We start from the raw sequence: 15,470 nt of genomic DNA on the forward strand, positions 1-15,470 counted from the left end.
GCGTCATCGCGATCCCTCGTGTTCTGGTCGGCCGATGGTCGACGTACGGCATGCGGCAAGAGCTTGCAGAGTCTTGCACAAGTGTCCCCTTGCCCGCTCAGCCGCACCAGTACTGGGTTTCGCGAGGGTCGAGGAGAGGTCACAGGCGGGTAACTCTCCCGCCGTCTTGCAGTTTTTTGCAGCAAGGACTTTCGCCACGCTTGCATCGCTGTTACGTTCGGCGACGCCCGGCGGACGCAACGGCGCAGTCGGCAAGTCGACAGGGTGGCGGACGGGACCGCTGCCCTGCACCTCACGGGCTTTCACCCTCAAGGAGAACTCATGCGGCGTGGCATAGCGGCCACCGCGCTGGTGGCGTCCCTCGCCCTCGCGGCGACGGCCTGCGGCAGCAGCGACAGTGACAGCGGCAAGTCGGACGGGCCGGTCACCATCACCTGGTGGGACACCTCCAACGCCACCAATGAGGCACCGACGTACAAGGCCCTCGTCGCCAAGTTCGAGGCGGCCAACAAGAACATCAAGGTCAAGTACGTCAACGTGCCCTTCGACCAGGCGCAGAACAAGTTCGACACCGCCGCCGGCTCCAAGGGCGCCCCGGACGTGCTGCGTTCGGAGGTCGGCTGGACCCCCGCCTTCGCGAAGAAGGGCTACTTCCTGCCGCTCGACGGCACCGAAGCCCTCGCGGACCAGGCCAAGTTCAAGTCGAACCTGATCACGCAGGCCCAGTACGAGGGCAAGACGTACGGCGTGCCGCTGGTCACCGACACCCTCGCCCTCGTCTACAACAAGGCGCTCTTCGCGCAGGCCGGCATCACCGCCGCGCCCACCACCTGGGACGAGTTGAAGGCCGACGCCGCGAAGATCAAGGCCAAGGCCAAGGTCGACGGCTACTGGGGCTCCACCCAGGCCTACTACGCGCAGACCTTCCTCTACGGTGAGGGCACCGACACCGTCGACGCCTCCGCCAAGAAGATCACCGTGGACTCCGCCGCCGCGAAGAAGGCCTACGGCACCTGGCTGAGCCTCTTCTCCGGCACCGGCCTGCACAAGGCCGACACCACCGCCGACGCCTACGCCCACATCCAGGACGCGTTCGTCACCGGCAAGGTCGCCGCGATCATCCAGGGCCCCTGGGAGATCACGAACTTCTACAAGGGCTCGGCCTTCAAGGACAAGTCCAACCTCGGCATCGCGCAGATCCCGGCCGGCTCCACCGGCAAGTCCGGTGCCCCGACCGGCGGTCACAACCTCTCGGTCTACGCCGGCTCGGACTCCGCGCACCAGAAGGCGTCCCTGAAGTTCCTGAACTTCATGACCTCGGCCGCCTCCCAGTCGACGATCGCGCTGAAGAACTCGACGCTGCCGACCCGGGACGACGCCTACACCGCCGCCGTCAAGGCCGACCCGGGCATCGCCGGCTTCCAGAGCGTCCTCGGCGCCGCCCAGCCGCGCCCGGCGCTCGCCGAGTACAGCTCGCTGTGGGGCCCGCTGGACACCGAACTGCCCAAGGTCGCCGGTGGCAAGGAGTCCCTCGACAAGGGCCTGAGCAACGCCGAGCTGGCGATCGCCAAGCTGGTCCCGGACTTCAGCAAGTAGCCATGAGTGGCCGCCGGATCTGCCAGCGAGAGCGTGGGGGGACAGATCCGGCGGCCATCGGCCTGCGCCGCCGTAGGCCTCGAACTTGCCGTACCCGCTTGAACTTCCAGAAGGTGTCGAACGAACCATGACAGTCGCCATCGACCGCGCGACCGGCAAGCGCCACGGTGACCGCGCACCCCGACCCGGCCCCGGCGGGCGCCTCAGGCGCGGCTACCAGAAGCACTGGTACGCGTACGCGATGATCATCCCCGTGGTCGTCGTGCTCGGCGTCCTCGTGCTCTACCCCCTGGCGTACGGCCTCTACCTGACGCTCACCGACGCCAACAGCCTCAACACCGCGCGCACGATCGGCGTCAACCACATCGACGCCACCTACAAGTTCATCGGGCTCGACAACTACAAGGACATCCTGTTCGGCCCGACGTCGTACGACCGCTTCTGGTCGCACTTCATCTGGACGATCGTCTGGACCGCGCTCTGTGTCGCCCTCCACTACACGGTCGGACTCGCGCTCGCCCTGCTGCTCAACCAGAAGCTGCGCGCCCGCACCTTCTACCGGCTGATCCTCATCCTGCCGTGGGCCGTCCCCACCTTCGTCACGGTCTTCGGCTGGCGCTTCATGCTCGCCGACGGCGGCATCATCAACTCCGCGCTGCACAGCCTGCATCTGCCCCAACCGGACTGGCTGGAGAGCACGTTCTGGCAGCGGTTCGCCGCCATCATGGTCAACACCTGGTGCGGTGTGCCCTTCATGATGGTCTCGCTGCTCGGCGGCCTCCAGTCCATCGACACCTCGCTCTACGAGGCCGCCGAGATGGACGGCGCGAGCCCCTGGCAGCGCTTCCGCTACGTCACCCTGCCGGGCCTGAGGTCGGTCAGCTCCACCGTCGTACTCCTCGGCATCATCTGGACGTTCAACCAGTTCGCCGTGATCTTCCTGCTGTTCGGCAACACCGCCCCCGACGCGCAGATCCTCGTCACCTGGTCGTACTTCCTCGGCTTCGGCCAACAGCCGCGCGACTTCGCCCAGTCGGCCGCCTACGGCATCCTGCTGCTGGCCATCCTGATCGTCTTCACCTCCTTCTACCGCCGCTGGCTGAACCGCAATGACCAACAGCTCGCGATCTGAGGCAGGAGTCCCCATGAGCACCACGACCACACCGCAACGGACCCGCCGCCGGGGCGAGTTGAGCCGAGCAGGCTCCCTCACCTCCCACGGCATCCTGATCGTCGCGAGCCTGATCGCCCTCTTCCCGATCGCCTGGCTGGTCTTCCTCTCCCTCGGCCCGGACTCGGACGACTACCTCCACCCGGCCGGCATCTGGAAGAAGATGACGTTCGGCAACTACTCGTTCGTCCTCCAACACACCGAGTTCTTCGACTGGTTGAAGAGTTCGCTGATCGTCTCGCTCGGCACCACGGTCATCGGCGTCACCATCGCGGCCACCACCGGCTACGCCGTCTCGCGCATGCGCTTCCCCGGCTACCGGAAGTTCATGTGGGTGCTGCTGGTCACCCAGATGTTCCCGATAGCGGTACTCATCGTGCCGATGTACCAGATTCTGGCCGACCTCCAGCTCATCGACAGCTACCTTGGTCTCATCCTCGTCTACTGCTCCACTGCGGTGCCCTACTGCGCCTGGCTGCTCAAGGGCTACTTCGACACGATCTCGTTCGAGATCGACGAGGCCGGACGCGTCGACGGGCTGAACCCCTTCGGCACGTTCGCGCGACTGATCCTGCCGCTCGCCAAGCCGGGTCTGGCGGTCGCCGCGTTCTACAGCTTCCTCACGGCCTTCGGCGAGGTCGCGTTCGCCTCGACGTTCATGCTGTCCGACACGAAGTACACGTTCGCGGTCGGGCTTCAGACCTTCGTCAGCGAACACGACGCACAACGCAACCTGATGGCGGCGACGGCGGTGTTGATCGCGATACCCGTGGCCGCGTTCTTCTACCTGGTGCAGAAGAACTTGGTCAGCGGCCTGACGTCAGGCGGAACCAAGGGATAGATCGCCGGTGACGGGGGCGCCCCAAAGGGGCGCGGGGAACTGCGCGCCCAGCCCCCACGAAGCCGCACCCAAAACTCGAGGCGGCCGTGACGTCCATCCGACCCCGCTGACCTCACGGCCGCCTCGTCACCAACTCCCCACAACCAGACCCCCGTTACGTACCAAGGACGCCATGACCCAGCAGCACTCGGCCATCGCCCCGGCACCGAAAACCCCCGCCCAAGCCAAGCGCGGCGACTGGTGGAGGGACGCGGTGATCTACCAGGTCTATCCGCGCAGTTTCGCCGACAGCAACGGCGACGGTATGGGCGACCTGGAGGGCGTACGCGGCCGCCTCCCGTATCTGCGTGACCTCGGCATCGACGCCGTCTGGCTCAGCCCGTTCTACGCCTCCCCGCAGGCGGACGCGGGCTACGACGTCGCCGACTACCGTGCCGTGGACCCCATGTTCGGCAACCTGCTCGACGCCGACGCGCTGATCCGTGACGCCCACGGACTCGGCCTGCGCATCATCGTCGACCTCGTCCCGAACCACTCCTCGGACCAACACGAGTGGTTCAAGCGGGCGTTGCGCGAAGGCCCCGGCTCGCCGCTGCGGGAGCGCTACCACTTCCGCCCAGGAAAGGGCGAGCACGGCGAACTCCCGCCCAACGACTGGGAGTCCATCTTCGGCGGCCCGGCCTGGACGCGGGTCACCGAACCGGACGGCTCGCCGGGGGAGTGGTACCTGCACCTCTTCGCCCCCGAGCAGCCGGACTTCAACTGGGAACACCCGGCGGTCGGCGACGAGTTCCGCTCGATCCTCCGCTTCTGGCTGGACATCGGCGTCGACGGTTTCCGGATCGACGTGGCCCACGGCCTCGTCAAGGCGGAGGGGCTGCCCGACCTCGGCTCGCACGACCAACTCAAGCTCCTGGGCAACGATGTCATGCCGTTCTTCGACCAGGACGGCGTGCACGACGTGTACCGCCAGTGGCGCACGGTCCTGGACGAGTACGCGGGCAATAAGTTGGGGCCTGAAGGGCCTTCCTTGGAAGGGCGGGGGCGGGAGACGGGCGGGCGTATCTTCGTGGCCGAGGCATGGACGCCCACCGTGGAGCGGACGGCCAACTACGTCCGTCCCGACGAACTCCACCAGGCCTTCAACTTCCAGTACCTGTCGACCGATTGGGACGCCGAGGAGCTCCGTACGGTCATCGACCGGACGCTGGAAGCCATGCGTCCGGTCGGCGCCCCGGCCACCTGGGTCCTCTCCAACCACGACGTCACCCGGCACGCCACCCGCTTCGCCAACCCGCCCGGCCTCGGCACCCAGATCCGCACGGCCGGGGACCGGGAGCTGGGCCTGCGCCGGGCCCGCGCGGCCTCGCTGCTGATGCTGGCGCTGCCCGGCTCGGCGTACGTCTACCAGGGCGAGGAACTGGGCCTGCCCGACGTCGTCGACCTTCCGGACGAAGTCCGCCAGGACCCCGCCTACTTCAGGGGCGCGGGCCAGGACGGCTTCCGTGACGGGTGCCGGGTGCCGATCCCGTGGACGCGCGAGGGCTCGTCGTACGGCTTCGGGAACGGCGGGAGTTGGCTGCCGCAGCCGGACGGCTGGGGCGAGTTGAGCATCGAGGCGCAGACCGGGGCAGCCGGCTCGACGCTCGAGCTGTACCGCGCCGCGCTCGCCGCCCGCCGTAACCAGCCCGACCTCGGCGCGGGCGACTCGGTGGAGTGGCTGCGGGCGCCCGAGGGCGTACTCGCCTTCCGGCGTGGGGAGTTCGTGTGTGTCGCGAACACCAGTGGGGAGTCGGTGACGACGTCGGCGTACGGCCGTCTCCTGCTCGCCAGCGGTGAGGTGACCGAGGCGGACGGCGAGGCGAAGCTGCCGGCCGACACGACGGTCTGGTGGACCACCACCCCGTAGCGCGAAAGTTCTTGCATCAACTTCACACGGCCCGCTGCCCTTTTGGGCGGCGGGCCTTTAACATCTGGCCACCGCAAGATTTCCATCGCATTTCAGCAAGAACCTTCAACGGAGAAGGAACCCCCACATGGCCAGCAGCAGATCACTTGCAGGAGCCTTCGCCCTCGCCGCCGCGACGGCCGTCCTGGTGCCCGGCACCGCACATGCCTCCCCACCCGGCACCAAGGACGTCACCGCGGTCCTCTTCGAGTGGAACTTCGCCTCGGTCGCCAAGGAGTGCACCAACACCCTCGGCCCGGCCGGTTACGGCTACGTCCAGGTCTCCCCGCCCGCCGAGCACATACAGGGCTCGCAGTGGTGGACGTCGTACCAGCCGGTGAGTTACAAGATCGCCGGGCGGCTCGGCGACGCGACCGCCTTCCAGAACATGATCAGCACCTGCCACACGGCGGGCGTGAAGGTCGTCGTCGACACCGTCATCAACCACATGTCGGCGGGCAGCGGCACCGGCACCGGCGGTTCGTCGTACACGAAGTACAACTACCCCGGCCTGTACTCCTCGTACGACATGGACGACTGCACGTCGCTGGTCAGCGACTACACCAACCGCGCCAACGTCCAGAACTGCGAACTCGTCGGCCTGGCCGACCTGGACACCGGCGAGGAGTACGTCCGCGCCACCATCGCCGGCTACATGAACACCCTCCTCGGCTACGGCGCCGACGGCTTCCGCATCGACGCGGCCAAGCACATACCGGCGACCGACCTCGCGAACATCAAGACGCGCCTGAGCAACCCCTCCGTGTACTGGAAGCAGGAGGTCATCTACGGCGCCGGCGAGGCCGTCCAGCCCACCGAGTACACCGGCAACGGCGACGTCCAGGAGTTCCGCTACGCCTACGACCTCAAGCGCGTCTTCAACAACGAGAACCTCGCCTACCTGAAGAACTACGGCGAGGGCTGGGGCTACATGAGCAGCTCGGTCGCCGGAGTCTTCGTCGACAACCACGACACCGAGCGCAACGGCAGCACGTTGAACTACAAGGACGGCGCCAACTACACGCTGGCCAACGTCTTCATGCTCGCCTACCCCTACGGCGCCCCGGACATCAACTCCGGCTACGAGTGGTCGGACGCGGACGCCGGACCGCCCAACAACGGTGCGGTGACCGCCTGTTGGCAGGACGGCTGGAAGTGCCAGCACGCCTGGCCGGAGATCAAGTCCATGGTGGCCTTCCGCAACGCGACGAGCGGCCAGTCCCTCACCAACTGGTGGGACGACGGCAACGACGCGATCGCGTTCGGCCGGGGCAGCAAGGGCTATGTGGCCATCAACCACGAGTCCAGCTCGCTGACGCAGACGTACCAGACGTCGATGGCCGCGGGCACGTACTGCAACGTCCAGAACAGCACGACGGTGACCGTGAACTCCAGCGGGCAGTTCACGGCCACCTTGGGCTCCAACACGGCACTGGCGATCTACACGGGCAAGACGTCCTGCTGACCGTCAGGAAGTGATCGTGATGTGCCTCGCCAGCGCGGTGACGGACAGGTCGCCGTGGTCGACCCACTGGGGGAAGGCCAGCGTCTTGTGCTGAGTGGAGCCGGGCGGGGTGATCTCCAGGAAGGAGGCACGCACCGCGCCCGACGTGCCCGTGTTGGCGTGGGTCCAGGCGACGACGGCCTCGGCGCTCTGCCCGTCCTTGAGGATGAGAGTCTTCTTGCCGGGGTTGTGCGCGTACCAGGTGTTGCCCCAGTGGGTGTGGGTCGTGAGCTTCTTGTGCGCGGAGTTCTCCAGGCCGAGGCCGGGGTAGCCGCGCAGCGCGCATGTCTTGCCGCTCAGGTTGCGCAGCGTGATGACGACACCCTGGTGGTTCATGCCGCCCGCGAGCCGGCGGCCGAAGCCGGCCTTGAGCGCGGCGGCGGAGCAGGTCGGCGTCGCCCTCGCGGCGCTCGTGGTGGTCGCGGCGTTGGCGGTGGTCGCCCAGGCCGCCAGCCCCAGCCCGGCGACGGCGGCCAGACCGATGACCGTACGCCCGAAGCGTCGGTCGGCGCGGTGCCGGGGCTTGGTGGTGCCGGGCCGGCCGGTGGTGTTCAGGTCCTCGTTCACGGTGATGGTGCTCCCACTCCTGCTCCGCGGCGCGGGCCGCTGTGTGCGCCCCGCGCCCTCCTTTGGTGTCGTGCACTGAGTCCGATGCGCGCTACCGCGGATTTGTTCGGAGAAATGCGCAGGAGATCGAGAGAGAGCTACTTCCAGGTGTCGCTCGCCGTGTAACCCGACGCCGTTCCCGTCGTGTACGAGCGGTTCGTGCCGGACTCCCAGGTCACGGTCCCAGCGCTGTCCTTCTTGATGTACTTGTACGTGAAGGTCGTGCTCTTGGGGACGATGACGAGCTTGCTCCACGTCGGGTACGACTCCGACGACAGCGGGATCGCGTCGCTCGTGTTCCATGAGCCGAGCGACGCGACGGAGCCGACGACGTAGACGTTGGTGCCGTAGTCGGTGGTCGCGTACTCGTTGAAGGTGACGTCGGTGGAGTCACTGTCCGCCACGTTCCAGGAGTTGTTGAGTGACACCGCCGAAGTGGTCGTCGTGGCCGACCTGTTGGCGTTCGACTCCCACGTGACGTTTCCGGACGAGTCCTTCTTGATGTACTTGAACGTGAAGGACGTGTTGGTCGGCACGCTCACCGCCCCGGACCAGACCGGGTACCCGGACGACGACAGCGCGACCGCCTTCGACGTGTCCCAGGCACCGAGCGCGTCGATGGAGCCGACGACGTAGACGCTCGTGCCGGACGATGTGGACGCGTACTCGTTGAAGGTCGCGGTCACCGTGGAACCGGACGAACCGCCGCCCGTGTCGTCGCAGCCGACCGTGCAGGTGTAGGAGGAGTTGTAGAAGGCGATGGCGCTCTTCGCCGGGATGGTGAGGGACGCGCTGCCGCCCGAGACCGTCACCGTGGACGCGCCACCGTCGACGACATTCGAGTACGTGCCGTCGGCCATGCCCGTGGTGAAGCTGTAAGTCGCCGACGAGGAACCGTTGTTGAGGGCGAAGAACCCCGCTCCGCTACGGCCGAAGCCGATCACGCTCGACGACTTGGTCTGCCAGTTGGAGACCGCCGCCGTGTCCACCGCGTTGTGCCAGGCCACCATGCCGACGACCCCGGTGTCCCGGTCCAGGCAGTACCAACTGCCGCTGGAGCAGTCTGTGTTGCTGACGAAGCCGGAGGAGTTCGGCGGGGCCTGGTCGCTCTGGGTCCACTCCCAGCTGGCGTAGACCGTCGGGGTGGACCACTTGTAGGCGAGCTGGAAGAGGTTGGCGAGCTTGTAGGTGTCGCCGTCCTTGTAGCTCATGTGGAGGCCGTTGCGTTCGGTGTCGTGGTTGGTCACGAAGGACACCGAGTTGGCGGCCGGGAGGACGCCGCTGCTCTCCAGGGACGACAGGTCGCTCACGTTCCCCTGGAAGGCCGACTTCATCTTGCTCGCGTAGGTGAAGTCGAGGACGTCACCGGAGGCGTAGTAGTCGCTGGGCTGCGGGGTCGAGCCCGGGTAGATCTCCTGGAAGACGTACGGCGCGCTGCCCGACGTCGTGTTGGTCAGCTTGCCCTCGATCGCCGCGAGGTCGGTCTCGGGGATGTGCTTGGCCGCGTCGACCCGGAACCCGTCGACACCGAGGGCGAGTTGCTTGTTCAGGAAGTTCGCGATGCCCGCGCGGACCGTGTCCGAACCGGTCTTCAGGTCGGGCAGGCCCAGGAGTTCGCAGTTCTGGACCTGGGTGAGGTTCGAGTAGTCCTGGATGGTCAGGTCGGACGTGGGGCAGTCCGCGGAGGTGTGGTAGTCGGCGGGGTCCCAGTCGGGGGTGTCGTACTTGCTGGTGATCGTCGTGCCGTTGTAGCCGGTGCCGGTCTGCGCGGCCGTGTGGTTGATCACCGCGTCCGTGTAGATCTTCACGCCCGCCGTGTGGCACGCGGACACCATGCTCGCGAACTGGGTCGCCGTACCGAAACGGCTGTTCAGGTTGTACGAGTACGGCTGGTAGACGTCCCACCAGTAGTAGTTGGTCTGCTTCAACGACTCGGCCGGCGGTGCCACCTGGACCGCGCCGTAACCGGCCGGGCCCAGCACGTTCGTGCACTCCGAGGCGATGGACGCCCAGTTCCACTCCCAGAGGTTGGCGATGACGTCGCCCTTGGCGGAGGTGTCCGCGTGGGCGGTGGCGGCGGGGAGCGCGATGACTCCCGCCAGGGCGAGGGCGCCGGCGGCCACGGCACTTGCCGCGCGCCTGACGGCACCCGGCGGTCGGTATCTGCTTCTGCTCATCTGCGGCTCCGGAAGGGGGGATTCGGGTTTCAACAACTGGTGAGCGTGGGCCAGTTGAGAAGGGCACGTCAAGGTTGCGGTTGAAAGTTCTTTCTGTGACTTTCAGGTCTCTTGCTGCAACCCTTGCGTCGGCGATACGGTCACGCCGGGGTCGGACCCGAACTGAGCCGTAATCGCAAGGAGTTCACGCCTGTGATACCGAGATGGCCGGCGTCCCGGACGCGCCGCACCGCGCTACGAGGAAGGTTCGCGGGTGTGGTCGCCGCCGCGCTCCTCGCGGCTTTCGTGCAACCCCTCGCCGCCCACGCCGCGGCCCCGCCCGCACCCCCGTCCGACGCGAAACTGGCGTCGACACCCGCCCGGCACGACGACACCCGCGAGCAGTTCTACTTCGTGATGCCGGACCGGTTCGCGAACGGCGACACCTCCAACGACCAGGGCGGGCTGACCGGTTCACGCCTCAGCACCGGCTACGACCCCAGCGACAAGGGCTTCTACCAGGGCGGCGACCTCAAGGGCCTGACAAAGAAGCTCGACTACATCAAGGGCCTCGGCACTACCGCGATCTGGATGGCCCCGATCTTCAAGAACCAGGCTGTGCAGGGGACGGGGAGCGATGCTTCAGCCGGCTACCACGGCTACTGGATAACGGACTTCACCCAGGTCGACCCGCACTTCGGCACCAACAAGGACCTGGCGACCCTCATCTCCAAGGCCCACGCCAAGGGCATGAAGGTCTTCTTCGACGTCATCACCAACCACACCGCCGACGTCGTCGACTACGAGGGCAAGTCCTACGACTACCTCTCTAAAGGCGCCTTCCCGTACCTGACCAAGGACGGGCAGCCCTTCGACGACGCCGACTACGCGGACGGCAAGAAGACCTTCCCCGCCGTCACCACCGCGTCCTTCCCGAAGACCCCGACCGTCCCCGCCGACAAGGCGAACGTGAAGGTCCCGGCCTGGCTCAACGACCCGACGATCTACCACAATCGCGGCGACTCGACCTACGCCGGCGAGAACGCCACCTACGGCGACTTCTCCGGCCTCGACGACCTGTGGACCGAACGTCCCGAGGTCGTCAGCGGCATGGAGAAGATCTACGAGAAGTGGGTGCGCGACTTCGACGTCGACGGCTTCCGCATCGACACCGTCAAACACGTCGACATGGACTTCTGGACCCAGTGGGCCACCGCCCTCGACAACTACGCGGCCCAGCACGGCCGGAAGAACTTCTTCATGTTCGGCGAGGTCTACTCCGCCGACACGTCCATCACTTCGCCGTACGTCACCCAGGGCCGCCTGGACGCCACGCTCGACTTCCCCTTCCAGGACGCGGCCCGCACCTACGCCTCCCAGGGCGGCAGCGCACAGAAGCTCGCGAGTGTCTTCGGCGACGACTACAAGTACACGACCGACAAGGCGAACGCCTACGAGCAGGTCACCTTCCTCGGCAACCACGACATGGGCCGCATAGGCTACTTCCTGAACCAGGACAACCCGAAGGCCACCGACGCCGAACTCCTCGCCAAGGACAAGCTGGCGAACGAGCTGATGTTCCTCAGCCGCGGCAACCCCGTCGTCTACTACGGCGACGAACAGGGCTTCACCGGCTCCGGCGGCGACAAGGACGCCCGCCAGACGATGTTCGCCTCGAAGGTCGCCGACTACCTCGACGACGACGAGATCGGCACCGACCGCACGGCCGCCAGCGACGCCTACGACCCAACTGCCCCGCTGTACAAGGAGATCGCGGCCCTCTCCAAGCTGCGCAAGGACAACCCGGCCCTCACGGACGGCGTCCAGACCGAGCGCTACGCGGCCGACGGCGCCGGTGTCTACGCCTTCACTCGGACGAGCACGGGATCGGAAAAGAACGAGTACGTCGTCGCCCTCAACAACGCCGACTCCGCCAAGACCGTGACCTTCGCGACCGGTTCGGCGGACATGAAGTACCGGGGGATCTACGGGACTTCGGCCACCGTGACGAGCGGCGCCGACAACAAGGTCACCGTCACGGTCCCCGCCGGTTGCGCCGTCGTCCTCAAGGCGACCGGTGCCCTCGCCAAGCCCGCCACCGACCCCACGATCACCCTCAAGGCCCCGGACGCCGGCGCCACCGGCACCGTCGAGCTGAGCGCCGATGTCACCGGCGGTCAGCTCAACCGGGTCGTCTTCGCCGCCCAGACCGGCAACGGCAAGTGGCAGACGCTGGGCTCCGCCGACCACGCCCCGTACAAGGTCACCCAGACCGTCGGCAAGGACGTGCCGGCCGGAACAGCCCTGCGCTACAAGGCAGTTGTGGTCGACTCGGCCGGGCACACGGCGAGCGCGACGGCCGCCTCCACCTCCGGTACCCCGCCCGCCGAAGAGGTGCCCACCGCCTCCTCGCGCGACTATGCGATCGTCCACTACAAGCGCACCGACGGCGACTACGACAACTGGGGCCTGTACGCGTGGGGCGACCTCGCCGACGGCGAGGCCACGACCTGGCCGGCCAGTCACCCGTTCGTCGGCCGGGACGCCTACGGCGCCTTCGCCTACGTCAAGTTGAAGCCGGGCGCCTCGAACGTCGGCTTCCTGGTGATCGACAAGGACGGCAACAAGGACGTCTCCGCCGACCGCTCGATCGACGTCACCAAGACCGGCGAGGTGTGGATCGAGCAGGGCAAGGACACCGTACAGACGGAACGCCCGTCCTACCCGGCGCAGGACACCACCAAGGCGGTCGTCCACTACCACCGCGCGGACGGCGACTACACCGGCTGGGGTCTGCACGTCTGGACGGGTGCCGCGAGCCCCACGGACTGGTCGAGCCCGTTGCAGCCGGTGAAGACTGACGCCTATGGCGCTGTTTACGAGGTGCCGCTCAACTCCGGTGCCACCAGCCTCAGTTACATCATCCACAAGGGCGACGAGAAGGACCTCTCCGCCGACCAGTCGCTGGATCTCAAGTCCAATGGCTACGAGGTGTGGTTGTTGAACGGCCAGGAGAAGTACCTCCTGCCGCAGCCCGCCGGCAGTGCGGCGGCCCTCGACCTGACCACCTCCAAGGCGGTCTGGATCGACCGGAACACGGTCGCCTGGAACGGCTCCGACGCGGCTGCGTCAACCCAACTCGTGTACTCCCACGACGGTTCGATCGCCGTGAAGGACGGCACGCTGACGAGCGACGACGAGCGGTGGCTGCGGCTGTCCAAGACCACGCTCACCGACGCCCAGAAGGCCAAGTTCCCCTATCTGAAGGACTACACGGCCTGGTCGGTCGATCCGCGTGACCGGGGCCGGATACGAGAGGCCCTGAACGGGCAGCTCGTCGCCTCCCAACGGGCCGTCAACGGCGCCGTGTTGGCCGCGACCGGCGTCCAGATCGCCGGCGTGCTCGATGACGTGTACGCCGGAGCGACCAAGGCCGACCTGGGCCCGACCTTCCACAACGGCCGTCCCACGCTGGCCGTTTGGGCGCCGACAGCTCAGTCGGTCCAGCTCGACCTCGACGGCTCGCTCAAGAAGATGACCCGCGACGCCACCACCGGCGTCTGGTCCGTCACCGGTCCCGCCTCCTGGAAGAACAAGCCGTACCGGTACGTCGTGAAGGTGTGGGCGCCGACGGTCCAGAAGCTCGTCACCAACGAGGTCACCGACCCCTACTCGGTCGCCCTCACCGCCGACTCCGAGCGCAGCCTCGTCGTCGACCTCGACGACAAGTCCCTTGCCCCGAGCGGCTGGTCGAGCCTGAAGAAGCCCAAGGCGGTACCGCTGAAGGACGCCGAGATCCAGGAGCTGCACATCCGGGACTTCTCCGTCGCCGACAAGACGGTCCCCGCGAAGGACCAGGGGACCTATCTCGCCTTCACCGACAAGGGGAGCGACGGCTCCAAGCATCTGCGTGAGCTTGCCAAGTCCGGGACGTCGTACGTGCATCTGCTGCCCGCCTTCGACATCGCCACCATCCCGGAGAAGAAGTCCGAGCAGTCGACCACCGACTGCGACCTAGCCTCCTACGCCGCCGACTCGGAGAAGCAGCAGGAGTGCGTGGCGGCCGTCGCCGCGAAGGACGCCTACAACTGGGGCTACGACCCGTACCACTTCACGGTTCCCGAGGGCTCGTACGCGACCGACCCGGACGGCACCGGTCGTACCGTCGAGTTCCGGAAGATGGTCAAGTCGCTGAACGAGGACGGCCTGAGGGTCGTCATGGACGTCGTCTACAACCACACGGCGGCCAGCGGTCAGGCGGACTACTCGGTCCTCGACAAGATCGTGCCCGGCTACTACCAGCGGCTCCTCGCCGACGGCAGCGTGGCCACCTCCACCTGCTGTGCCAACACGGCGACCGAGAACGCCATGATGGGCAAGCTCGTCGTCGACTCCGTGGTCACCTGGGCCAAGGAGTACAAGGTCGACGGCTTCCGCTTCGACCTCATGGGGCACCAGCCGAAGGCCAACATCCTCGCCGTGCGCAAGGCGTTGGACGCGCTGACCTTGGCCAAGGACGGTGTCGACGGCAAGAAGATCATCATGTACGGCGAGGGCTGGAACTTCGGGGAGGTCGCCGACGACGCCCGTTTCGTGCAGGCCACGCAGAAGAACATGGCCGGCACGGGCATCGCGACCTTCTCCGACCGGGCCCGTGACGCGGTGCGCGGCGGCAGCCCCTTCGACGCGGACCCCGGTGTCCAGGGCTTCGCGTCCGGGCTGTACACCGACCCCAACTCCTCTACGGCGAACGGTACTTCGGCCGAGCAGAAGGCCCGCCTCCTGCACTACCAGGACCTCATCAAGGTCGGCCTGAGCGGCAACCTCGCCAAGTACCGCTTCACCGACACCGACGGCAAGGAGGTCACCGGCGCCGAGGTCGACTACAACGGCACGGCCGCCGGATACGCGGACGCGCCCGGCGACGCCCTCGCCTATGTCGACGCGCACGACAACGAGTCGCTGTTCGACGCGCTGGCCTACAAGTTGCCGGCCGGCACGAGCGCGGCCGATCGGGCCCGGATGCAGGTCCTCGCGATGGCCACGGCGGCCCTCTCGCAGGGGCCGTCCCTGTCGCAGGCCGGGACCGACCTGTTGCGCTCCAAGTCCCTGGACCGCAACTCGTTCGACAGCGGTGACTGGTTCAACGCGATCCACTGGAACTGCGCGGACGGCAACGGATTCGGGCGGGGGCTGCCGATGGCGGCCGACAATGCGTCCAAGTGGCCGTACGCGAAAGGCCTGTTGACGTCGGTCAAGGTCGGCTGCGGGCAGATCGAGGGGACCTCGGCCGCGTACCAGGATCTGCTGAAGATCCGTACGACGGAACCCGTCTTCTCGCTCGACACCGCCGGGCAGGTGCAGTCGAAGCTGTCGTTCCCGCTGTCCGGGGCGGACGAGACGCCCGGGGTGATCACCATGGAACTCGGTGATCTCGTGGTCGTGTTCAACGCGACGCCGAGCACGCGGGAACAGACGGTGGACGCGCTGGCCGGTACCGGTTACCGGCTGCACCCGGTGCAGGCGGCGGGCGCCGACGCGACCGTGAAGGCGGCCTCGTACGCGAAGGATTCGGGCACCTTCGCCGTTCCAGGACGCACTGTGGCGGTATTCACCCGGACACCCTGAAAGCGCATTACCGTAGGGGG

The 15,470-nt window shown here is 67.1% G+C and carries 8 protein-coding genes; 6 read left to right on the forward strand and 2 right to left on the reverse strand.

Going from position 1 to position 15,470, the window contains the following annotated elements; translation table 11 throughout:
* Positions 1–321: 321 nt before the first annotated feature.
* The 5 genes from OO70_RS38140 to OO70_RS38160 all read left to right on the forward strand — a co-directional run bounded on the left by OO70_RS38140 (position 322) and on the right by OO70_RS38160 (position 7,021).
* On the forward strand, positions 322–1,596 hold the full coding sequence (locus OO70_RS38140; protein ID WP_043682156.1) for an extracellular solute-binding protein: 1,275 nt from the start codon (positions 322–324) through the stop codon (positions 1,594–1,596).
* 127 nt (positions 1,597–1,723) lie between these two features.
* Complete coding sequence (locus OO70_RS38145) at positions 1,724–2,728, forward strand: carbohydrate ABC transporter permease (protein ID WP_043682158.1); 1,005 nt, start codon at positions 1,724–1,726, stop codon at positions 2,726–2,728.
* 13 nt (positions 2,729–2,741) lie between these two features.
* A complete protein-coding gene (locus tag OO70_RS38150; RefSeq protein ID WP_043682161.1) occupies positions 2,742–3,608 on the forward strand; it encodes a sugar ABC transporter permease in 867 nt (288 codons plus the stop codon).
* A gap of 172 nt (positions 3,609–3,780) precedes the next feature.
* Positions 3,781–5,517 (forward strand): glycoside hydrolase family 13 protein, encoded by a 1,737-nt coding sequence (locus OO70_RS38155; RefSeq protein WP_043682164.1) that lies wholly within the window; start codon positions 3,781–3,783, stop codon positions 5,515–5,517.
* A 127-nt stretch (positions 5,518–5,644) separates the two neighbouring features.
* Positions 5,645–7,021 carry an alpha-amylase gene (locus OO70_RS38160; protein WP_043682166.1) on the forward strand — a complete coding sequence of 459 codons (1,377 nt, stop codon included), beginning with the start codon at positions 5,645–5,647 and terminating at the stop codon, positions 7,019–7,021.
* A gap of 3 nt (positions 7,022–7,024) precedes the next feature.
* Here the strand turns inward: OO70_RS38160 and OO70_RS38165 are convergent, their stop codons facing one another.
* A complete protein-coding gene (locus tag OO70_RS38165) occupies positions 7,025–7,627 on the reverse strand; it encodes a DUF4232 domain-containing protein (protein WP_043682168.1) in 603 nt (200 codons plus the stop codon).
* Positions 7,628–7,764: 137 nt separating this feature from the next.
* A complete protein-coding gene (locus OO70_RS38170; protein ID WP_043682170.1) occupies positions 7,765–9,843 on the reverse strand; it encodes a carbohydrate-binding module family 20 domain-containing protein in 2,079 nt (692 codons plus the stop codon).
* A 192-nt stretch (positions 9,844–10,035) separates the two neighbouring features.
* Here OO70_RS38170 and pulA point away from each other — a divergent pair, with 192 nt between their 5' ends.
* Positions 10,036–15,450, forward strand: coding sequence for a pullulanase-type alpha-1,6-glucosidase (gene pulA / locus OO70_RS38175; RefSeq protein ID WP_043682173.1), 5,415 nt, complete (start codon positions 10,036–10,038; stop codon positions 15,448–15,450).
* Positions 15,451–15,470 lie beyond the last annotated feature (20 nt).

Origin of the sequence: Streptomyces xylophagus (genome assembly GCF_000716435.1) — a bacterium.
Lineage (GTDB): Bacteria > Actinomycetota > Actinomycetes > Streptomycetales > Streptomycetaceae > Streptomyces > Streptomyces xylophagus.

Coding starts and splice junctions, on each gene's coding strand:
- OO70_RS38140 (WP_043682156.1), top strand. CDS start 322: ATGCGGCGTGGCATAGCGGCCACCGCGCTGGTGGCGTCCCTCGCCCTC.
- OO70_RS38145 (WP_043682158.1), top strand. CDS start 1,724: ATGACAGTCGCCATCGACCGCGCGACCGGCAAGCGCCACGGTGACCGC.
- OO70_RS38150 (WP_043682161.1), top strand. CDS start 2,742: ATGAGCACCACGACCACACCGCAACGGACCCGCCGCCGGGGCGAGTTG.
- OO70_RS38155 (WP_043682164.1), top strand. CDS start 3,781: ATGACCCAGCAGCACTCGGCCATCGCCCCGGCACCGAAAACCCCCGCC.
- OO70_RS38160 (WP_043682166.1), top strand. CDS start 5,645: ATGGCCAGCAGCAGATCACTTGCAGGAGCCTTCGCCCTCGCCGCCGCG.
- OO70_RS38170 (WP_043682170.1), bottom strand. CDS start 9,843: ATGAGCAGAAGCAGATACCGACCGCCGGGTGCCGTCAGGCGCGCGGCA.